At 59.5% G+C, this 21,260-nt stretch carries 12 protein-coding genes and 1 pseudogene; 4 read left to right on the top strand and 9 right to left on the bottom strand.

All coding sequences use genetic code 11. The features are described from left to right. Positions 1 to 36 precede the first annotated feature (36 nt). Positions 37 to 1,056 carry an arginine/ornithine succinyltransferase subunit alpha gene (gene aruF / locus K5Y35_RS14855; RefSeq protein WP_007951057.1) on the bottom strand — a complete coding sequence of 340 codons (1,020 nt, stop codon included), beginning with the start codon at positions 1,054 to 1,056 and terminating at the stop codon, positions 37 to 39. Positions 1,057 to 1,260: 204 nt separating this feature from the next. Further along, positions 1,261 to 2,481, bottom strand: a complete 1,221-nt coding sequence (locus K5Y35_RS14850; protein WP_123467013.1) for an aspartate aminotransferase family protein — start codon at positions 2,479 to 2,481, stop codon at positions 1,261 to 1,263. Between the two features lie 305 nt (positions 2,482 to 2,786). Between K5Y35_RS14850 and K5Y35_RS14845 the strand changes: the two genes are divergently transcribed. Continuing rightward, on the top strand, positions 2,787 to 10,553 hold the full coding sequence (locus tag K5Y35_RS14845; RefSeq protein WP_222832255.1) for a dermonecrotic toxin domain-containing protein: 7,767 nt from the start codon (positions 2,787 to 2,789) through the stop codon (positions 10,551 to 10,553). A gap of 10 nt (positions 10,554 to 10,563) precedes the next feature. Here K5Y35_RS14845 and argR read toward each other — a convergent pair whose 3' ends face one another. Continuing rightward, the gene (gene argR / locus K5Y35_RS14840; protein WP_123467017.1) at positions 10,564 to 11,544 is read right to left on the bottom strand and encodes a transcriptional regulator ArgR; all 981 of its coding nucleotides are present in this window, start codon (positions 11,542 to 11,544) and stop codon (positions 10,564 to 10,566) included. A gap of 91 nt (positions 11,545 to 11,635) precedes the next feature. Between argR and K5Y35_RS28030 the strand changes: the two are divergent. After that, positions 11,636 to 11,740, top strand: a pseudogene (locus tag K5Y35_RS28030) (DUF4381 domain-containing protein); the annotation flags it as partial. A 48-nt stretch (positions 11,741 to 11,788) separates the two neighbouring features. Here the strand turns inward: K5Y35_RS28030 and K5Y35_RS14835 are convergent. The 6 genes from K5Y35_RS14835 to acs all read right to left on the bottom strand — a co-directional run bounded on the left by K5Y35_RS14835 (position 11,789) and on the right by acs (position 18,618). Next, entirely contained in the window at positions 11,789 to 12,553 is a 765-nt protein-coding gene (locus tag K5Y35_RS14835) for an ABC transporter ATP-binding protein (protein ID WP_003227281.1), read from the bottom strand. A 27-nt stretch (positions 12,554 to 12,580) separates the two neighbouring features. Beyond that, a complete protein-coding gene (locus K5Y35_RS14830; protein WP_222832254.1) occupies positions 12,581 to 13,693 on the bottom strand; it encodes a M14 family metallopeptidase in 1,113 nt (370 codons plus the stop codon). A gap of 1 nt (position 13,694) precedes the next feature. Next, a complete protein-coding gene (locus K5Y35_RS14825; RefSeq protein ID WP_123467020.1) occupies positions 13,695 to 14,393 on the bottom strand; it encodes an ABC transporter permease in 699 nt (232 codons plus the stop codon). Beyond that, the gene (locus tag K5Y35_RS14820; RefSeq protein WP_128614309.1) at positions 14,390 to 15,079 is read right to left on the bottom strand and encodes an ABC transporter permease; all 690 of its coding nucleotides are present in this window, start codon (positions 15,077 to 15,079) and stop codon (positions 14,390 to 14,392) included. Before K5Y35_RS14820 ends, K5Y35_RS14825 begins: the two co-directional genes overlap by 4 nt. Positions 15,080 to 15,170: 91 nt before the next feature. Then, complete coding sequence (locus tag K5Y35_RS14815; protein WP_123467024.1) at positions 15,171 to 15,944, bottom strand: ABC transporter substrate-binding protein; 774 nt, start codon at positions 15,942 to 15,944, stop codon at positions 15,171 to 15,173. 718 nt (positions 15,945 to 16,662) lie between these two features. Then, positions 16,663 to 18,618: an acetate--CoA ligase gene (acs, locus tag K5Y35_RS14810; protein ID WP_123467028.1), complete on the bottom strand. Its 1,956-nt coding sequence runs from the start codon at positions 18,616 to 18,618 to the stop codon at positions 16,663 to 16,665. A gap of 475 nt (positions 18,619 to 19,093) precedes the next feature. Between acs and K5Y35_RS14805 the strand changes: the two genes are divergently transcribed. Together K5Y35_RS14805 and K5Y35_RS14800 are read left to right on the top strand one after the other, a co-directional pair. Next, on the top strand, positions 19,094 to 19,354 hold the full coding sequence (locus K5Y35_RS14805; RefSeq protein ID WP_027612631.1) for a DUF2790 domain-containing protein: 261 nt from the start codon (positions 19,094 to 19,096) through the stop codon (positions 19,352 to 19,354). Between the two features lie 563 nt (positions 19,355 to 19,917). Then, positions 19,918 to 21,168, top strand: a complete 1,251-nt coding sequence (locus tag K5Y35_RS14800; RefSeq protein WP_095126160.1) for a ribonucleotide-diphosphate reductase subunit beta — start codon at positions 19,918 to 19,920, stop codon at positions 21,166 to 21,168. Positions 21,169 to 21,260: the final 92 nt, after the last annotated feature.

Raw genomic sequence — 21,260 nt, 5'->3', positions numbered from 1 at the left:
GGGCCGCCTTCGCCACCCGTGAAACTCGCTAAGGCGTTAAACCGCCACCAGGCGCACGCTGGCACCTTCACCGACGCCCAGGGCTTCGGCCGCTTCCAGATCCAGGGTCACCGGTTTGCCCGGCGCGTAGTCCAGCTCCAGCAACACCGCGCGGTAATCCTGCAACTGCGCGTTGGCCACCAGATACTGGCGCCCGGCACCTTTGACCGGCTCACCGATCTTCACCGGCACCACGCGGCTCTGGGCGATCGAACGGATCCCCGAAACCCGCGCATGCAGGGTCGGGCCACCGTCGAAGATGTCGATGTAGTGATCGGTCTCAAAGCCTTCGCGCATCAGGATGTCGAAGGTGATCTGCGCACGCGGGTGCACCTGGCCCATCGCTTCTTGAGCGGAATCCGGCAGCAGCGGCACGTAGATCGGGTAATGCGGCATCAGCTCGGCGAGGAACGTGCGGCTCTTCAGGCCACACAGGCGCTCGGCCTCGGCATAGTTGAGGTCGAAGAAGTTGCGACCGATCGCGTCCCAGAACGGCGAATCACCGTTCTCGTCGCTGTAGCCGACGATCTCGGTCACCACCGAATCAGCGAAACGCTCCGGGTGGCTGGCGACGAACAGCAGACGGCCACGGGAATTGAGCTCGGACCACGGCGACCCCACCAGCTCGCGCTGCACGTAGAAACTGGTCAGCAGGCTGTTGCCGGTCAGGTCGTGGCATTGCGAAAGCACGTGGATCTTGTTGTGGATCTTCAGCTCGCGCGAGGCGTGGACGAAGGTCTCGTTGCGGAAGCTGTAGAACGGCTCCGAATAACCGGCCGAAGCAACGATGGCCGAACAGCCGACCAGTTTGCCGGTGGCGGTGTCTTCGAGGACGAAGAAGTAACTCTCTTCACCGTTGAAGCTGACTTCGGCGGCAAACGAGGCTTCGCTTGCGGCGATCTTGTCGCTCAGACGTTCCACGTCATCCGGCAAGGAAGTGACACCAATCGGACTGTCCGCAGCCAGACGCTGTACCTCGCCCAGATCAGCCATTTGCGCAGGGCGCATCACCAGCATGGTGCCACTCCTTTTCTCTTATCAGTTCACAGAAAAAACACCGGACACTGTGGGAGCGAGCTTGCTCGCGAAAGCGGTATATCAGTCAGCTTAGATGGCGACTGACACTCCTTCTTCGCGAGCAAGCTCGCTCCCACATTGATAGTGCTCGGTATCAAAAAATTTGATCGACGCCTGGGAAAACTCCAGGCGTCGAAGGGCCTATCAGGCTTGCGTCAGTTTTGCTGCGGCGCGTTCGAAACGGTCCAGGCCAGCGTCGATATCGGCATCTTCGACCACCAGGCTTGGAGCGAAACGAATCACGTCCGGGCCGGCCTGCAGAATCATCAGGCCTTCTTTTTCAGCGGCGTTGAAGATGTCCTTGGCCTTGCCTTTCCAGGCATCGCTCAGTACGCAACCGATCAACAGACCGAGGCCACGCACCTGAGTGAACAGGCCGTACTTCTCGCCGATCTGCTGCAGACGGGTCTTGAATTTGTCGTGCTTGGCGTTGACGCCGTTCAGCACCTCAGGGGTGTTGATCACGTCAATCACCGCTTCGGCTACCGCGCACGCCAGCGGGTTGCCGCCGTAAGTGGTGCCGTGGGTGCCGACGACCAGATGTTTGGCCAGCGCTTCGGTGGTCAGCATCGCCGCGATCGGGAAACCACCGCCCAGGCTCTTGGCGCTGGTCAGGATGTCCGGAGTCACGCCGTAATGCTGGTAGGCGAACAGGTGACCGGTACGGCCCATGCCGGTTTGCACTTCGTCGAACACCAGCAGCGCGTTGTGTGCGTCGCACAGTTCACGGGCACCTTGCAGGTAAGCCAGTTCGGCCGGCAGTACGCCGCCCTCGCCCTGGATCGGTTCCAGCACGACCGCACAGGTCTTGTCGGAAACCGCCGCTTTCAGCGCGGCCAGGTCGTTGTAAGGGACGTGGGTGATGCCGGTGATTTTCGGACCGAAACCGTCGGAGTACTTCGACTGGCCACCGACGTTGACGGTGAACAGGGTACGGCCGTGGAAGCTGTTGAGCGCGGCGATGATTTCGTACTTCTCGCTGCCGAAACGGTCGAACGCCACGCGACGGGCCAGCTTGAACGCGGCCTCGTTGGCTTCAGCGCCGGAGTTGCAGAAGAACACGCGCTCGGCGAACGTGGCGTCGATCAGCTTGTGCGCCAGGCGCAGGGCAGGCTCGTTGGTGAACACGTTGGACACGTGCCACAGCTTGTTCGCCTGTTCGGTCAGCGCACCGACCAGCGCCGGGTGCGCGTGGCCCAATACGTTTACGGCAATCCCGCCGGCGAAGTCGATCAGCTCGCGGCCGCTCTGGTCCCAGACGCGGGAACCGGCGCCACGCACCGGAATGAAAGCGGCAGGCGCGTAGTTGGGAACCATTACCTGGTCGAAATCGGCGCGTTCTACCGCAGCGTGATCAACGGACATCGGAGTCTCCTGAAGAGGAACACCCGCCTGAAACTGGCGAGCTTGGTGAGGATTGTAAGGACAGTTTTCAGCCCGGCCTTGTCGCCAAGCGACAACTTCTTATAGCGCAAACCCTGAATTTTCCCGGGTTTACGGCAATGCGACATATAGCGTCGCAAAGGCGCAGTTTAAACTGTCGCTGCCGATTTGCGGCAGGCCCGGGAGGATATCAACTGAACGGCGCGGCACAGCTATAAATATGTACCGCACCCTCCATGCATCGTTCTGATTTGCTTGGTGCTTTCCAGATGCCAAGGATTGGCCCGATGCAAACGACCGAACACCCCAACGACACCCCTTTCGGGGCACAACCCGACACTCACTATCTGCACCTGCAAGCCAGCCTGCCCACATGGCTCGGCAATGCTTCAGCGTCCAGACGCGAGGCATTGAAAAACACCCTGCCAGCGATGCCCCTTCAACTTCTAGCGCGTTCGGCGACCGAGCATCAGGCGCTCAAGGCGCTCAATTCCGCCCACTGGTCCGCCCAAAACGATGTCGACCGCCAACTGGAGCAATTCAGGGACATCAATGCCTTTGCCGAACCGCTGCTCAAGGCCGCGATCAAGGCCCACTTCGACCTGGAACTGGATGTCAGCAACATCCAGCTGCGCCTGTATATCCCTGCCACCACGCCGCTGTTCGGCATCAAGACCGGCGCACGCACGTGGACGGTGTCGCTGCTGGCGGCGGCGCTGCATAACTTCGAAGAAAAGGAGACGCAGGACGATGCCTATGACGCCGCTTCGACGTACATCATGCAGTCCTTGCCTTCCACACAGTTCGATACCCTGCCCTGGCTCAAGGAAAAAATGAGCATCCCGGCGTTCACCAAAATGTGCCGGGAGCTGGACATTGGTGCGCAGTACAAGACGTACCTCGAAGACCACCTCGGCATGACCGACGCGAAAAAAGGCGCAACGTTACGCAAACATGTCGACAAGAGCGAAAAAGCCGCGCTCAAGGCCGCCCTGCAATTCGCCCGTCTGACGGGCGATATCAGCGACCGTTACTGTCGCACGATCGTTGCACTGATCGACGGCGTGCGGCACCTGCGCATCGACGGGCAGCACCTGCAAGCTCAGGCGCTGACCATGATGGGCGCGCCGCTCACCGGTATCCTGGTGTTCGCCCCCCAGGCCGATGAAGTCCACACAATAGCGCGGGTGGTCGCCTACGTCCCGGATGACCCGGAGCATCCAATCAAGGAGTACGCCTCTTCGGCGGAGCTGGAAAAGGAACTGACCCGTCAGCTGCGCGCGCAGGACTATCAGAAATTCTTCAGCCGCTTCGTCAACCACGAACAGCGCGGCGTTTTCTTCTCCAGCCTGAACACTCGCCTGAGCCAGGTGAAGTGGCATGAAGCGGTGCACGGCAGTCAGGACCCGATCTGGCGCAGCGAGCCGCTCGAGAAGCCTGATCTGCAACTGGCCGCTACAGTGATCCTCGGTGATCTGTGGCAGCACCAGTACCAGGAAAAACTCAACAAGATTCTCAATGACGGCCAGGTCATCGCGGTCGCCACCGCCACGGTCGACTCGAATGCCCGCTGGGCGCTGTGGGATTCCTTCGTCGGTATCGCCTCGGCCATTTTGCAGACCGCCGTGTTCATCATCGCGCCGTTCGTGCCGGGGCTGGGCGAACTGATGATGGCCTACATGGCCTATCAGTTTCTCGACGAAGTGTTCGAGGGCATCGTCGAATGGGCGCAAGGCCAGCTCACCGAAGCGTTCCAGCATCTGGTGGGGATGGTGGACGCGGCGATTCAACTGGGCCTGTTTGCCGTCGGCGGCTCGATTGCAGTGGGTGAGTTTCGTAAAGTCCTGCCCAAGGAAGTCATCGCGTTCATCGAGCGTTTCAAACCGGTGAAGCTGGCGAACGGCAATACCCGTTACTGGGATCAGGACCTGACCCGCTATCAGCAGAAATCCCTGCCGGCAGCCGATTCCAAACCCTCCCCACTGGGTCTGCACGAGCATCAGGGCAAACAGATTCTGCCGCTGGAAGACGCGCACTTTGCCGTCAGCGAATCCGCGATCCCCGGCCAGTACCGTATCGAACACCCAACCCGCCCCGACGCCTACCAACCCGTCGTGCGCCACAACGGCGATGGCGCCTGGCACACCGAACTCGAGCAACCGCTGGAATGGGACAATGCGACCGCGTTGCGCCGCATCGGTCATGAAATGCAAGGGTTCACACCGGAACGGCGTGAACGCATTCTGCAAGTCAGCGGCTATGACGAAGACGCATTGCGCAATATGCACGCCGAGCAGGCGTCAGTGCCGCCACTGCTGGCCGACAGCATCAGCCGCTTCCGGATCGACCAGGACCTGCAAGTGTTCATCGACCAACTGGCCAGCGACCTGCCCGAACAATACCGCCGCGCCGATCCGCAGACGCAACTGCAATTGCTCACCGAACACGGACGCTGGCCTGCGGGTAAACGCCTGCGCTTGCTGGACCGACAAGGAGAGGTCATCTGGCAGTCGTCGAGCGACGAAACCTTGCCACTGACCGATCTGCGCCAGACCAGTCTGATCGACAATGATGTGCTCACATCACTGCTGCAGGACCTCAGCGAACAAGAGGCCAAGGCCTTGCTCGACGAGCCGTTTGGTGGCCCGGACCTGCCGCTGGACATCCGCGCCCGCGAGTTGCGCAAACAACTGCTGCAATTGGCCAAGGCGCAACGCAGCAGCCTGTTCGAGTCGCATTACCGAGCCCTCGAGAACGTCGACGACCCACTGCACACCACCCTTGCGCAATTCGAACCGCCCCTGCCACCGCGTGTCACCCAGGAACTGCTCAACACCACCCGCAGTGATGAGCTGCTGCAAATCAGCGAAGGCCAGCTGCCCCAGCGACAGCAGGAACTCATGCAGGTGGCCAGCGAAGAAGTACGCGTCACCCGCGCATTCGAAGGGCTGGAACTGGACTCGGTGACCAATCCGGACACCGACACCCTGGTTCTGCACAGCCTGCGGTACGTGCCCGGCTGGAGCGGCGAGGTACGCCTGGAAATCCGCGACGGCACCTATGCCGGTCCGATGCTCGACAGCACCGGCCGCGCTGATGCGCCGGAACAAAAGGTTCTGGTGCGCAAACCCGATGGCACTTATCAGCCCTTCGATGACCGCGGGCATGAATTGCACGGGGCCACCGACGTGTACTCAAGCATCCTCTATGCGCTGCCGGACGCCGAGCGTCAGGCCATGGACATCCATATCGGTCAGGCAGAAAAACTCAAGACCGCCATCCGTGCACGGCCCCTCGATCGCAGCGATTTTCGTGTAGCCGTTTCGCTGGCGCCGGTCCGTCACCCGGAAGTCGACCCCCTGCGTCTGGTCGGCTTCCGGAGCCGTGAAAGACTGTCTCCCGTGTCAGAATTCCTTGCAACACGGCGCCAGGAGGTAAATCAGGCGCCTCTGGACAGGATTCGCGTGATCTATCGCGGTTACACCGCCAGGGACGCACGCGCCTTTGCCGCGAGGTTTGCGAACAACCCAAGAAGCATCGCCAATGAGCTCGCCCGCCTGAGTGACGAGCTCACCCTGTTGCGCGACAACCTGCGTGTGTGGGAAACCCGGGTTCCGACGAGAGACCCGCGTAGCGCAATCGCGCTGACTGACACTCAACGTCGCGCGGCACAACAAAGCCGCCGGGCGTTCAGCAATGCTATCGAACGCTGCTGGCGCCGGGAAACACAGGAATCGGCCGGGTACCTGTTGCAGATCACGGATCCGATAATGGGCGATCTACCGACCTTGAGCGGCGACTTCAATCACGTCAGATCGCTGATCCTGAACGGCAATGCCAGTACCCGTGGCCTGGAACCGTTTTTGCGACAATTCCCGGGACTGCATTCCCTGGACGTGCAGAACCTCGACCTGCCGACCCTGCCCCAGGCCCTGACCTCGATGCCGGGCCTGCAGCGACTGACCATGCGCAACTGCGGCATCACCATGACCCAGGCGAACCGGGCGACACTGACGTCCCTGCCGCAGGTCTCAGTCCTGGATCTTTCAAACAATCCGCTGGGTGAGCCGGTTGATGTGCGCACGATGCCCGCATTGAGTTATCTCAACCTCGATAACACCGGCATTTCGACGGTGCCGGCGGGCATGCTTGTTCATCCAAACCTGGTCTCCGGACGGTTCGCCGGTAATCCGATCGCTGAAATTCCCGATGAGTTCTTCAATCTCGCCAGCGCACTCAGTGACAGATTCCTCTTCGGCGCCAACCCGCGGCTGTCCGCAGCCAGCCGGGAAAGAGTGAAGCTTTACTACCAACAGACACGCAAGCACTTCGGCGTAGTGCCTGACCTCGCCGATATCGAACTGGCCACCCGGCTCTTTCCCGCCGTCACCGCTGATCGAGCCGTGGATCTGATTTATCAATTACCCGGAACGCTGGTGGACGGCCACGCCAGACTCACAGCCTGGGAGGCAGAGTTTGGACGGCTGCAAGTCGAGCTCGCGAGATGGAGCAACGATACCCCCCGGCGCTCTCCCGCTACCCAAGAGCCGTTGACGCTCAGCGAACGAACCCGCGATCGTCTCGCCAGGCTGGACTTCAGCCAGAGGCTGGAGAATTTCTGGCGTAACCAATCACCCTTCGTTCCCGAGCACCGCGGCAGTCAGTTGGAGCTGACCCTCGGATTCATGGGCGATATGCCGGTGATCGATAGCGATTTCAACCATGTTGCCCACCTGACGCTTAATGGCAACAAAGGGGTGACCGGCGTAGAACCGTTCTTGCGACGCTTCCAGAAGCTGACGTCACTGGAGCTGAGTGTTTTCGACTTCGACCCGAACTCGCTGGCAGCTGTTGACCTGCCCGACCTGCAGACACTGCAACTCCAGGATTGCGGTGTAGTGATGACCCCGGAAAACCAGGCAAAGCTTGTCTCGATGCCGCAGTTGCAAATGCTGGACTTGAGCGACAACCCGCTGGGCACGTTTCCCGACCTGACTTTTCTGCCAGAACTGAACCGTCTCGATCTGGCCAACACCCACCTGTCGCAGGTGCCTCCCGGACTGGCCGATCACGCTAACCTCGTCAACGCTGTTTTCAGCGGCAACAGGATCAGAGAACTCCCCGTCGAGTTGCTTGACCTGCCCGCCATTCGCACCGACGGTATGATCTTTGCCGACAACCCATTGTCGCCGGTGACTCGCGAGCGGATAAAAACCTATTACCGCAAAACCGGGCAAGACTTCAATGTTCTGGCCGCTCCCGAGGACATCGCGCTGATCCAATCACTGTTCCCGTCCCTTGACCAGGAAGACGCCAGCGGGATCATCTATGACCTGCCCGGAACACTGGCCGACAGCCGGACCCGGCTCAACATCTGGCAGGCCGAACTGACTACCCTGCTGGCCGATCTCACGGCCTGGGCAACCCAGGTACCGAAGCAGGATCCCCTGACTGGCGAAGCGATCAGCGCCGCCGAACAATTCATCAACACCACCTCCCGAAGGGAATTCGCCGACCAATTCGAGCAACTCTGGCGAACACGCTCAGAGACCTCCGGCATACGCATGGACGCTTTCACGGCTAACCCGACCTTCCAGGGCGACATGCCGGTTCTGACCGCCGATTTCAGCCACGTCTTGAAACTTAATCTTCGGGGCAACCCTGCGATCAGTGGCACAGGCCCGTTCATTGAGCAGTTCGGCAACCTGCAGATTCTTGAGCTCCACGATTTCTCCCTGGGCGAAATACCCGCGTCCCTGACTCGCACGACGGAACTCATAGACGTCACGCTGGCCAACTGCAACCTGACCCTCACCGACAACGGCCAGACAGTACTGGAGTCACTGCCCGATCTTGAGAGCCTGGATCTGCGCCACAATCCGCTGACGCGGGCGCCGGACATCACGAACATGCCGGCACTCAGTGACCTTCGCCTGTCCAGCACCGAAATTACCGCAGTCCCGGACGGTATTGGCACACACCCGAACCTGCGTGAAGCGCACCTCGACAACAACGCGATTACCGACCTGCCCGAGGCCTTTTTTGAGCTCGACATCAAACTCGCCCGTGCGACAAAACTGTCCGCCAACCCTCTGTCCCGGGCAGCCCGCGAGCGCATCAAGGTTTATTACACGCAACACGGGGCCAACTTTGGCGTGCTGCCGGACCAGGCCGACATCAGCCGTACACGGAACCTGTTTCCAACCCTGAATATTAAAGAGGCCGCAGACGTGGTTTATCGTTTGCCCGGGACATTGGCCGATGGCACTGCGCAATTGGCGAGCTGGGAAACGGAAATCGGCAAAATGCTCGGCGATCTCGAGGCATGGTCGAATCGCATCCCCGCCCAGGTCATGGGCGCTGCGGACAGGGCAACGCAGCGCCTGAACAGGCGCGCGTTCGGCGAGAAAGTCGAGCAGTTCTGGCGTAACCGGCACGTCTCCCGGTCAAAGCCCGGATCCAATGGTTTTATCGCCAATCTGACTTTTTTCGGTGACTTGCCAGCGCTGACGGCTGACTTCAGCCACATCGTTCAGCTCTCCCTGTTGGGCAACAAGGATTTGACCTCCGCTGAAGGTTTCCTGCGGTGCTTTACCGGATTGAAAACCCTGGCAATGCGCGACTTCACACTGGGCAAATTCCCTGAAGCTGTCGCCACCATGTCCGATCTCGAAACGCTGGTACTGAGTCGCTGTGACATCGTTTTCGACGAACCCGCGCAGACGCTCCTGTCGTCCCTGAGCAAACTGCAATCGCTGGACCTGTACGACAATCCTCTGGGCCGCACCCCGGTTCTTTCTGCTCTGCCGGAACTCAATGTCATCGACCTGGCCAGCACCGGAATCGACCAGATCCCTATCGGGCTGCTGGAACGCTCCAGACTCACATACGCAATACTCAGCGAAAATCGTATCAGCGAACTTCCGGAGGCCCTTTTCCGGGTCCCGGCCAACGTCAGCGACGGATTTGACCTGAGCAACAATCCGTTGTCATTGACGACACGGGAACGGATAAAGATCTACCACCAACGCACGGGAAGCGACTTCAATGTGTTGGTCGAACCCGAGGATATCGAACTGGGACGTACGCTCTACCCTGACGTCACCGGAGAGCGCCTGAGCAAGATCGTCTACAGCCTGCCGGGGACACTCGCCGAAGGGCGCCTGGAACTTGTGCGGCGCCAGACTGAAATCGCCACCCTGTCCAGCGATCTGCAATCATGGGCCAATAGCGTTCCGCTCGACCCTGTCACTCGGCCCCCCCTGACAGACGACGCCCTGCTGCAGGAACGCGCCAACCGGATGAAATTCAAGGAACAGCTCGAACATTGCTGGCGCCGAATCACCCCGGACGATACCTCGGAGTTTGAATTCTCATCCAGCGTTCCGCTCACTGGCGAACTGCCGACCCTGTCGGCGGACTTCGGACATATCCGCACCCTGAAACTGACTCGAACAGGCGACACGGCCCCTCAACTCGGCCAGTTCCTGAATGGTTTTCCCAAGGTGCGCAGTCTGACGATCCAGGGATATCAACTGGGGAACATTCCCGACGCGGTGCTGACCATGGAGGATTTGGCTGAACTCAACCTGCCCGAATGCAACGTCACCCTGACGCCCGCCAACGTGGATGCATTGAGCGTCATGAATAACCTGAGTCGCCTTGAATTGCGCAACAACTCCCTGGGCCTGACGCCCGACCTCAGTCAGATGACCGCACTGGTCTGGCTGGATCTGGGCAACACAGGGCTCAGCCGAATCCCGTCAGGGTTGTTCAACCGTCCGCACCTGGTGTACGCCGACCTGTCCGGCAATGCCTTCACCGATTTGCCTGCCGAGTTGGCGAGCATCAATAGCGCCGACTTTATTTTCAGCGACAACCCGCTCTCGGGGGAAAGCCTGCACCACGTCGAAATCCAGCGTCTGGCAAGGGCAAATGCACTGGCCGAACAAAAACGACTGCAGCAGCAACTCCACAACGTTACAAACCCGAACTTACCCTATGGCAGCGGTCAGTCCTCCACCTCAAGCGGACTCTCGGGATCGTCACTCTGACAGGTCGCGTTCAGCTACGCTCGGACGGCACTGACGACAATTCGAACGGGCTGCTGCTGCGCCGCTGGTTGCGATCTTCCCGCGGCGTGGCACCGAAGAAGTTGCGGTAGGCGCTGGAGAAGTGCGGCCCCGAGGAGAAGCCACACGACAGGCCGATCTGGATGATCGACTTGCTGGTTTGCATCAACATCTGCCGGGCCTTGTTCAGGCGCAATTCCAGGTAGTACTGGCTCGGCACGCGGTTGAGGTACTGCTTGAAGATCCGCTCCAGCTGCCGACGGGACACGCACACGTGCTGGGCGATTTCGTCGGTGGTCAGCGGCTCTTCGATGTTGGCTTCCATCAGCAGCACCGCCTGGGTGAGCTTCGGATGGCTGGAACCGAGGCGGTTCTGCAACGGAATGCGCTGACGCTCGCCGCCCTCACGGATGCGCTCGACCACCAGTTCTTCAGAGACGGCACCGGCCAGTTCCGCACCGTGATCGCGGGCCAGCACCGCCAGCAGCAAGTCGAGCACCGACATGCCGCCACACGCGGTCAGGCGATCGCGATCCCAGTCGAACAGATGACTGGTGGCGATGACTTTCGGGAAGCGCTCGGCGAAATCGTCCTGCCAGCGCCAGTGCACGGCGGCGCGGTAACCGTCGAGCAGACCGAGTTGCGCCAACGGATAGACACCGGCCGACAACCCCCCGATCACACAACCGGCGCGCACCAGTTGCTTGAGCGCGCTGCTGAGCGCCGGGGCCAGAGTGGTCGGCGGCTCGTCAGCGAGCAGGAACAGTTTCTGGAAGTTTTCCAGCTTGCCGGTCCAGGCCTCCCCCGGCAATTGCCAGGCGCCTTCGGCCGGTGGCTCGGCGTGCAGGAAGGACAACTCGTAAACCACGTCCGGGTGAACCCGCTGAGCGACACGCAAGGCCTCCTCCGCCAGCGCCAGCGTCAGAGCTTTAGTGCTGGGCCAAATCAGGAAACCAATTCGATGGGCAGTCATGGGCGGGCAATCCGGAACGAACAACGGTGATGAAGGCATGGGCCAATGCTAGCCCGTAAATGAACGTAAATCTCGAAACCAACCGAGATTCATTGTGGGAGCGAGCTTGCTCGCGAAGGCGGTGTATCAGTCAACATCGTTGCTATCTGAACTACCGCTTTCGCGAGCAAGCTCGCTCCCACAGGGATCCGCGCCAATCTCTAGGTCGCGAAGCATGACCTAATTTGGTGCATAACGGCAGCGATTACTTGAGGCTACCCGACAGGAACTGCTGCAGACGCTCCGATTGCGGATTGACCAGCACTTCGCGCGGGTTGCCGCTCTCTTCAACAACGCCTTTGTGCAGGAACACCAACTGGTTCGACACTTCACGGGCAAAGCCCATTTCGTGGGTCACCACAACCATGGTGCGGCCTTCCTGAGCAAGGGCCTGCATGACTTTCAGCACGTCGCCAACCAGTTCCGGGTCGAGGGCCGAGGTCGGTTCGTCGAACAGCATCACCTCTGGCTCCATGGCCAGCGCACGGGCGATCGCCACACGCTGCTGCTCGCCACCGGACATGTGCCCCGGGAACGCGTCTTTACGATGGGCCACGCCAACCTTGTTCAGGTAGTGCTCGGCTTTCTCGCGGGCTTCGGCCTTGGACACGCCCAGCACGTGGACCGGCGCTTCCATGATGTTTTCCAGCGCGGTCATGTGCGACCACAGGTTGAAATGCTGGAACACCATCGACAGGCGCGAACGCATGCGTTGCAGCTGTTTCGGATCAGCGGCTTTCAGCGCGCCGTCCTTGTTCGCCACCAGTTTCAGCTCTTCGTTGTTGAGCAGGATCTTGCCCGCGTGCGGCTGCTCGAGCAGGTTGATGCAGCGCAGGAAAGTACTTTTGCCGGAGCCACTGGAGCCGATGATGCTGATCACATCGCCGGCTGCCGCTTTCAGGGACACGCCCTTGAGCACTTCGTGACTGCCATAGCGTTTATGCAGGTCTTGGACTTCAAGTTTGTACATGCGGTCGGTTCTCACAAAAACAGTCAGTCAGTCGTTGAGCAAGCGCCCGTGACGCAGCGCTTCGCGCCCCGCCACCTTGGCCAGCCAGAAACCGGGTTGGGCATAGCGCAGCCGTTCAATGGCAAACAGCACCCCGGAGGTACCAGCACACACCGTGCTGACCCGATCGGACATAGGATCGATCACTTCGAAAATCTCATCCCCGGCTTCGACCCACTCGCCGGGTTTACGCAAAAAGCTCACCACACCGGGGTGCGGTGCCAACAGCAATTCAGTGCCTTCGAACGGCATGCCTTCGCAGGCTTCGTGCGCCGGTTTCGGCCACTCGCCGCTGATCAGGCCCTGCTCGGCGAGGAACGCCAGAATGCCTTCGGCCCACGCCAGCGCATCCGCGCGGTCAGTATTGGCCTGACCGCCCAGCTCGACGGTGGTCGCCAGGCACGCCAGCGGAATCTGCGCGTCCGGGAACTGCCGCGACAGGCGCAGCCACGGCAACGAGCACGCTTCATCAAAGGAGCTGCCACCAGAATCTTCCGCCAGCAACCCGACCTTCACATCCAGGTGCGCGGCCAGCGAACGCCACTGCGGCCAGTGCTGCGGCAGCGCATACATGTGCAGCGCGGCTTCAGCGTCGCAGTGCAAATCCAGCACCACGTCGGCGGTGCAGGCATGGCTGAGCAAAACGCGCTGCATGCCTTGCAACTGGCTGCTTGCCTCGGGCAATGCCGCCAGATGATCAGCCATCGCCTGACGGATCAGGCGAATGTTGGCGTGCGGATCGTCACCGAGACGGTCGGCCAGCGCCGCCGCAACCGGCGCGCTCAGCTCGACGAAATCGCGGTTGAAGTTCTTGCCGCTGCCGGCTTCGAAACGCCCCTGATGATTGCCTTGCAGCAACTGGCCGAGGCCCAGCGGATTGGCGACCGGCACCAGCTCGATCACGCCGTTGAGCAGACCTTGGGCTTCGAGTTCGCCAAGGCGCTTTTTCAGCTCCCAGGCGGTGCGCATGCCCGGCAGTTCGTCAGCGTGCAGGCTGGCCTGGATGTAAGCCTTGCGCTCGCCGCTCCCAAACCGGAACACCGAGATCTTGCGCTCGCTGCCCAGGTGGCTCCACGGCAATACGTGGTCGATGCGTTCCATATCAGTGCTTCCGCGGGGCCAGGTAGCTCAACCAGCGACGCTCGGCCAGCTTGAACAGCTTCACCAGAATGAAGGTCAGGCACAGGTAGAACACGCCGGCGGTGATGTACGCCTCGAACGGCAGGTAGAACTGCGCGTTGACGGTACGGGCCGCGCCAGTGATGTCGATCAGGGTCACGATGGACGCCAGACTGGTGGTCTGCAGCATCATGATCACTTCGTTGCTGTACTGCGGCAGCGCCCGGCGCAGGGCCGATGGCAACAGGATGCGCTTGTACATCTTGAAGCGCGACATGCCCATCGCCTTGGCCGCTTCGATCTCACCGTTCGGCGTGGCCTTGAGGCTGCCGGCGATGATTTCTGCGGTGTAAGCGCTGGTGTTGATCGCGAACGCCAGGCACGCACAGAACGTTGCGCTAGACAGCCACGGCCACATGAAGCTTTCACGCACCGCTTCGAACTGGGCCAGACCGTAGTAGATCAAAAACAGCTGCACCAGCATCGGCGTGCCGCGAATCACGTAGGTATACAGCCACGCAATGCCGTTGACCGCGGCATTCTTGGACACGCGCATCAAGCCCAGCGGCAGGGCTGCCAACAGACCGAAAAACAGCGACAGCGCGAGCAGTTTGAGGGTGGTCAGCAGGCCGCCGAGGTACAGCGGCATGGACTCCCAAATGACGTTGTAGTCGAAGATCATAGATCAGCCGCCCTTACGCCTACCGAGTAGCGCTTCTCAAGTTGACGCAACGCCAGCAACGAAACACTGGTGATCACCAGGTACATCGCTGCCACTGCGAGGAAGAAGGTAAAAGGCTCGCGAGTGGCATCCGCCGCCTGCTTGGCCTTGAACATCATGTCTTGCAGACCGACCACAGAAATCAATGCGGTGGCCTTGGTCAGAACCAGCCAGTTGTTGGTGAAACCGGGAATCGCCAGACGAATCATCTGCGGCACCATCACCCGGAAGAACACCTGAAAACTGCTCATGCCATACGCCAGACCGGCCTCGGCCTGCCCTTTGGGAATCGCCATGAACGCGCCACGGAAGGTTTCCGACAGGTACGCACCGAAGATGAAACCAAGGGTGCCGATACCGGCGGCCAGCGGGTTCAGGTCGATGTAATCGTTATAGCCAAGCATCGGCGCAACGCGGTTGAGCAGATCCTGACCGCCGTAGAAGATCAGCAGGATCAGCACCAGATCGGGAATCCCGCGGATCACCGTGGAATACAGATCGCCCAGCCACGCCAGCCAGCGCACCGGCGACAGGCGCAACGCGACACCGATCAGCCCGAGAACGATGGCCAGGGCCATGGACGACAAGGCGAGCTGAAGCGTCAACCATGCGCCATCGAGGATGACAGCCCCGTAGCCTTTCAACATGATTCAGGTCCTCGAAAGTTGGGATGAAAAAATGGCGCAAACCGCAGAGATCCTGTTGCTTGCGCCATTTCGGACTTGTCGCAGAAACGTGTTACTTGCCGTAGATATCGAAGGCGAAGTACTTGTCCTGGATTGCCTTGTATTTGCCGTTTTCGCGGATGGCCGCGATGGCAGCGTTGATCTTGTCTTTCAGCGCGTCGCCCTTGCGCACAGCGATACCTACGCCGTCACCGAAGTATTTGACGTCGGTGAACGCCGGGCCTGCAAACGCAAAGCCTTTGCCGGCGTCGGTGTTGAGGAAGCCGTCTTGCAACAGAGTAGCGTCAGCCACGGTACCGTCGAGGCGACCGGCGGCCACGTCGAGGTAGATCTCATTCTGCGAGCCGTACGGCTTGATCTCGGCACCCAGCGGGGCCAGGACTTCGCGGGCGAAACGCTCGTGGATCGAACCACGTTGTACGCCGATGTTCTTGCCCTTCAGTTCAGCCAGACCTTCGCTGACCTGAGTACCGGCCTTCATGACCAGACGTGCCGGAGTGTTGTAGTACTTGTTGGTGAAGTCCACCGACTTCTTGCGGTCTTCAGTGATCGACATGGACGACAGGATCGCGTCGATCTTGCGCACTTTCAGTGCCGGGATCAGACCGTCGAACTCTTGCTCGACCCACACGCACTTGACCTGCATCTGCTCGCACAGAGCGTTGCCGATGTCGTAGTCGAAACCGACGATGCTGCCGTCCGGGGCTTTGGAAGCGAACGGAGGGTAAGCCGCTTCGATACCGATCTTCAGAGGTTTTTCATCAGCGAAGGAATTCAGCGACAGCACGGACAGTGCCAGGGCGCCAAGCAGCACAAGTTTCTTCATCTTGGGACTCCATCGGTAAAGGGCAAAAACGGCAGAGTGAGCGACAGCCCAATATGCGAATGGGTGAATCGGGAAATCGGTGCAGCATCGGTGGGAAATTTCCCATTGAAACCGTCGAAGGTTTCAACGTCAGCCACGATGAGCGAGTGATCGGCATTCTAACGACAGGCCCGAAGCCGATATTTCTTCAATGCGACAACTAATTACAGATGCACAGAGAAACCCGCTTGAGCACATTGACAGCCTTGCAAAATCATGCAAGAGCGAAAGACAGTGAACCGATCTATGCTGCAAATTGCGGGCCTATTATTCGCAAACCCTTCTAATCCGGCAAGCGCAGCGTTGTGTCTTATTTTTCACCGGGGGTTTTGGGGCTCTAAAACGGAGCATTGCGTTTCCCTTTGCCCCGCTACGGGGCGGACGGTTACACATATGGTTACGCGGAGGGTGGCGGGTAACAACGGGAAATGTCTTGCGGGGGAGATCGATAATTATTGGTTGGGTGAGTCCGCTTTCCGACGAGGGACTACACCGGTGTCTGACAAATTGCCTTCGCGAGCAAGCTCGCTCCCACAGGGATCTGCATTTTGTCTGAAGGTACTCGGTCAAACTGTGGGAGCGAGCTTGCTCGCGAAGAGGCCAGCCTGTCACCACAAAACCTCCAGACACAAAAAAGCCCCGCCCGGCAAAACCGGACAGGGCTTCTGTGAATCATTGCTTAAGCCACATTCATCGTCTTGTGCGTATCAATCAAATGCTGCACCACACCCGGATCGGCCAAGGTCGAGATATCACCCAACCCGTCATATTCCGCCGTGGCAATCTTGCGCAGAATCCGGCGCATGATCTTGCCCGAACGGGTCTTCGGCAGCCCCGGCGCCCACTGGATCACGTCCGGTGAAGCAATCGGGCCGATCTCCTTGCGTACCCAGTTCTTCAGTTCCAGGCGCAGTTGCTCGCTCGGCTCCTCGCCATTCTTCAAGGTGACGTAGACATAAATGCCCTGCCCCTTGATGTCGTGCGGCACGCCAACCACCGCCGCTTCGGCGACTTTCGGGTGGGCGACCATCGCGCTCTCGATCTCGGCGGTACCCATGCGGTGGCCGGACACGTTGAGCACGTCGTCCACGCGCCCGGTGATCCAGTAGTAACCGTCGGCGTCACGACGCGCACCGTCACCGGTGAAGTACATGCCACGGAAGGTCTTGAAGTAGGTATCGACGAAGCGGTCGTGGTCGCCATACAGCGTGCGCGCCTGACCTGGCCACGAATCAAGAATCACCAGATTGCCCTCGGCCTCACCCTCGATGATGTTGCCGAGGTTGTCGACCAGCGCCGGCACCACACCGAAGAACGGACGCGCCGCCGAACCCGGCTTCAGCGCGTGCGCACCCGGCAGCGGGCTCATCATGTTGCCGCCGGTTTCGGTCTGCCACCAGGTATCAACGATCGGGCAACGCGACTTACCGACATTCTTGTAGTACCAGTCCCAGGCTTCCGGGTTGATCGGCTCGCCCACCGAACCGAGCAGACGCAGGCTGCTGCCGTCAGCGCCTTCAACAGCGGCGGTGCCCGACGCCATCATTGCGCGGATCGCGGTCGGTGCGGTGTAGAGGATGTTGACCTTGTGCTTGTCGACGATCTTCGCCACCCGAGTGATGTCCGGGTAGTTCGGCACGCCTTCGAACAGCAGCGTGGTCGCGCCATTGGCCAGCGGGCCGTAGACGATGTAACTGTGGCCGGTGACCCAGCCGACGTCGGCGGTGCACCAGTAGATTTCGCCCGGACGGTAGTCGAACACACGCTCGTGAGTCATCGCCGCGTACAACAGATAACCGCCGGTGGTGTGCTGCACGCCCTTCGGCTTGCCGGTCGAGCCAGAGGTATAAAGGATGAACAGCGCTTCTTCGGCGCCCATCTCTTTCGGCGCGCACACGGTGCCCGCCACTTTCATCAGGTCTTCGTACCAGATGTCGCGATGCTGGTTCCACTTGATGTCGCCACCGGTACGCTTGCACACGATGACTTTCTGGATGCTGCTGGTTTCCGGGTTGGTCAGCGCGTCGTCGACGTTGGCCTTCAGCGGAATCTTCTTGCCGGCACGAATGCCTTCGTCAGCGGTGATCACGACTTTGGATTTGCAGTCGATGATCCGACCGGCCAGGGCCTCCGGCGAGAAACCGCCGAACACCACCGAGTGAATCGCGCCGATCCGGGTGCAGGCCAGCATGGCGACCACGGCTTCGGGGATCATCGGCATATAAATGGTCACCACGTCACCACGGTGCACGTCCTGACCACGCAAGGCGTTGGCCAGTTTGCAGACTTGTTCGTGCAGTTCGCGGTAGGTGATGTTGCGGCTTTCGGAAGGATCGTCGCCTTCCCAGATGATGGCGACTTGATCGCCGCGCTCGGCCAAATGGCGGTCGAGGCAGTTATAGGAAACGTTCAGGGTGCCGTCGGCGAACCACTTGATGTCGACATGGTGATCGTCAAACGACGTCTGCTTCACCGTGGTGAAAGGCTTGATCCAGTCGAGACGCTTGGCTTGCTCGCGCCAGAAGCCGTCAGGGTTGACGACCGACTGCTGGTACATGGCTTTGTAGGTCGCCTCGTCAGTCAGCGTATTAGCCAGAACCTCGGGACGAACGGGATACAGAGAAGCCGCACTCATCTTTCCTACCTCGGTGTAATAGTTGTTTTTGTATGACCCCGTTGTAGCCGGGCCGGCCCCATAGAACCATTCGACGATGGTAGTAACAAGCCCCTACAAAACATCCAGTTAACCCTGACGCAAGCCCTGCGCTGCTTGCTCCAACACCCCACAACCCCTGTGGGAGCTGGCTTGCCAGCGATTCCGACGACTCGGTTATTCAGGCAAACCCCATCACCAGCAAACCTGGTTGCAGACGATTTCGACCGATTGTTACCAAATCTGCCAAAAGTGTTTATCAAAACCCCACCTGTTTACCCCCACTCCACCTCCCTAAAATCCACCTCGCCGACAAGGCAAACGCGATTAACAACGTTACAGCCCCCACGAAGGCCGTTAATCCAGCTCTCAAGTAATAACTGCAAACGATGAAGTTCCACACGCAACCCTAAAAAGGTTGCGTGACCCCACTCGACCTCAAGAAGGTAAATTTGAAATGAAAGCTTTATTGGTTCTGGCCCTCAGCAGTCTGTGCGCAACCGCCATGGCAGACGAGGTTCCGACTGATGTCGCGCAGCAACAACCGGTTATCGAGGAATACACTTACTCCACTCACCTGGACATCGCCAAAGTTGTATCCATGAGCGAAGTGCCGAATGTTTGCGAAGTGGTTCCGGCCAAAATGGAATACGACGACTCCAAAGGTCAGCGTCACATCCTGCGTTACAGCGTCATGGGCAACGGCTGCACCAATTGATGATTGAGACTGCACCGAATCGGATCACTCAGCGCCTCATTTGAGGGTCGATTCCAGCCCGACTTCGGTCGGGCTCAGTTGTGTCTGGGGTCGCTCAAAAGGGTTGCAAAACACAAGATATAGTGAAAAACCCGGTTTTTTGCTCATTTCTTGAGCAACCGAAGCCTCGCAAAAAAATTAATGAAAAAAAATTCTCGCAGGCCAATCCCAGCGAAAGCCCTGTAAACCCTCGCTCCGATCGAAATCACCCGGCCGATCGAACGCCCTGCGGTGTTTCGCCCTCCCCCACGCCCGTGTTTTTTTCCCTATAATGCCGCCCTAATCGGGTCAGCAATATTCCCTTACAGGGATCAAAGCCATTCTGAAGCCCCGCAGCAGCGTCAACGCTGATCTGCGCCCGTCAGAGGCTCTCGGAACCCCGAACAAAATTCTGTTTTATTGCCTGCCTTAGCTGCTGCAAAAAACGATTCCTTAAGATCCAACGCGGTCTGTACGACCGTGTGAATAACCAACCATCAGGTTTCACACGGGGCGACAGGCCCTCACGCAGGAGACGACACGTCATGCTGAGCTGGGACGAATTCGACAAAGAAGACAGTGAAGTAGCAGCAGTGAAAGGCGCCAACGCCGGCCACGCTTCTGAAGCCAACATGGACCGCCTCGACAACGCCGGCGGCGCCGCCGCGCTCGAAGCCCGCGCCGTGACCGCCGACGACTCGGCCGCCGTGGCCCGCGCCAAGGCTGCACTGAACTCCCTCGACGTCGCCGAAGGCCTCGCCGAACTCGAAGGCGCCTCCGCCCGTGTCGCCGTTGACGAAAAGCGCATGATCAACTGCCGCGCCGACCTCAACCAACTCGTGCCATTCAAGTACGACTGGGCCTGGCAGAAATACCTGGACGGCTGCGCAAACCACTGGATGCCGCAAGAAGTCAACATGACCGCCGACATCGCCCTCTGGAAAAACCCGGAAGGCCTGACCGACGACGAGCGCCGCATCGTGATGCGCAACCTCGGCTTCTTCTCCACCGCCGACTCCCTGGTTGCCAACAACCTGGTACTGGCCGTGTACCGCCTGATCACCAACCCGGAATGCCGCCAGTACATCCTGCGCCAGGCCTTCGAAGAGGCGATCCACACCCACGCCTACCAGTACTGCATCGAATCGCTGGCCATGGATGAAGGCGAAATCTTCAACATGTACCACGAGATCCCATCGGTCGCCAAAAAGGCAGCCTGGGGCCTGAAATACACCCGCTCGATCTCCGATCCGAAGTTCGAAACCGGCACCCCGGACACCGACAAAGAGTTGCTGCGCAACCTGATCGCCTACTACTGCGTTCTGGAAGGCATCTTCTTCTACTGCGGCTTCACCCAGATCCTCTCCATGGGCCGCCGCAACAAAATGACCGGCGTCGCCGAGCAGTTCCAGTACATCCTGCGCGACGAATCCATGCACCTGAACTTCGGCATCGACGTGATCAACCAGATCAAAATCGAAAACCCACACCTGTGGGATGCCGAAATGAAGGAAGAAGCGACCCAGATGATCCTGCAGGGTACGCAACTGGAGATCGAATACGCCCGTGACACCATGCCTCGCGGCGTACTGGGCATGAACGCGGCGATGATGGAGGACTACCTGAAGTTCATCGCTAACCGTCGTTTGAGCCAGATTGGTTTGAAAGAGGAATATCCAGGGACTACGAACCCGTTCCCTTGGATGAGCGAGATTATGGACTTGAAGAAAGAAAAGAATTTCTTTGAGACGCGGGTTATTGAGTATCAGACTGGTGGTGCGTTGAGCTGGGATTAAAATTAGCGAAGGCAACACTCCTAATGAAAAATAAAAAGCCCTGAACTTCAGGGCTTTTTTATACAACACGCTTAGCCATATATAAAACACTT

It is taken from the genome of Pseudomonas sp. SC3(2021), from assembly GCF_019856535.1.
GTDB classification, from domain to species: Bacteria; Pseudomonadota; Gammaproteobacteria; order Pseudomonadales; family Pseudomonadaceae; genus Aquipseudomonas; species Aquipseudomonas monsensis.
This window is presented reverse-complemented; position numbering and strand designations above follow the sequence as displayed.

What these genes read in the sequence shown, in the direction of transcription:
- aruF (WP_007951057.1), bottom strand. Translation starts at nt 1,056, where the DNA reads ATGCTGGTGATGCGCCCTGCGCAAATGGCTGATCTGGGCGAGGTACAG.
- K5Y35_RS14850 (WP_123467013.1), bottom strand. Translation starts at nt 2,481, where the DNA reads ATGTCCGTTGATCACGCTGCGGTAGAACGCGCCGATTTCGACCAGGTA.
- K5Y35_RS14845 (WP_222832255.1), top strand. Translation starts at nt 2,787, where the DNA reads ATGCAAACGACCGAACACCCCAACGACACCCCTTTCGGGGCACAACCC.
- argR (WP_123467017.1), bottom strand. Translation starts at nt 11,544, where the DNA reads ATGACTGCCCATCGAATTGGTTTCCTGATTTGGCCCAGCACTAAAGCT.
- K5Y35_RS14835 (WP_003227281.1), bottom strand. Translation starts at nt 12,553, where the DNA reads ATGTACAAACTTGAAGTCCAAGACCTGCATAAACGCTATGGCAGTCAC.
- K5Y35_RS14830 (WP_222832254.1), bottom strand. Translation starts at nt 13,693, where the DNA reads ATGGAACGCATCGACCACGTATTGCCGTGGAGCCACCTGGGCAGCGAG.
- K5Y35_RS14825 (WP_123467020.1), bottom strand. Translation starts at nt 14,393, where the DNA reads ATGATCTTCGACTACAACGTCATTTGGGAGTCCATGCCGCTGTACCTC.
- K5Y35_RS14820 (WP_128614309.1), bottom strand. Translation starts at nt 15,079, where the DNA reads ATGTTGAAAGGCTACGGGGCTGTCATCCTCGATGGCGCATGGTTGACG.
- K5Y35_RS14815 (WP_123467024.1), bottom strand. Translation starts at nt 15,944, where the DNA reads ATGAAGAAACTTGTGCTGCTTGGCGCCCTGGCACTGTCCGTGCTGTCG.
- acs (WP_123467028.1), bottom strand. Translation starts at nt 18,618, where the DNA reads ATGAGTGCGGCTTCTCTGTATCCCGTTCGTCCCGAGGTTCTGGCTAAT.
- K5Y35_RS14805 (WP_027612631.1), top strand. Translation starts at nt 19,094, where the DNA reads ATGAAAGCTTTATTGGTTCTGGCCCTCAGCAGTCTGTGCGCAACCGCC.
- K5Y35_RS14800 (WP_095126160.1), top strand. Translation starts at nt 19,918, where the DNA reads ATGCTGAGCTGGGACGAATTCGACAAAGAAGACAGTGAAGTAGCAGCA.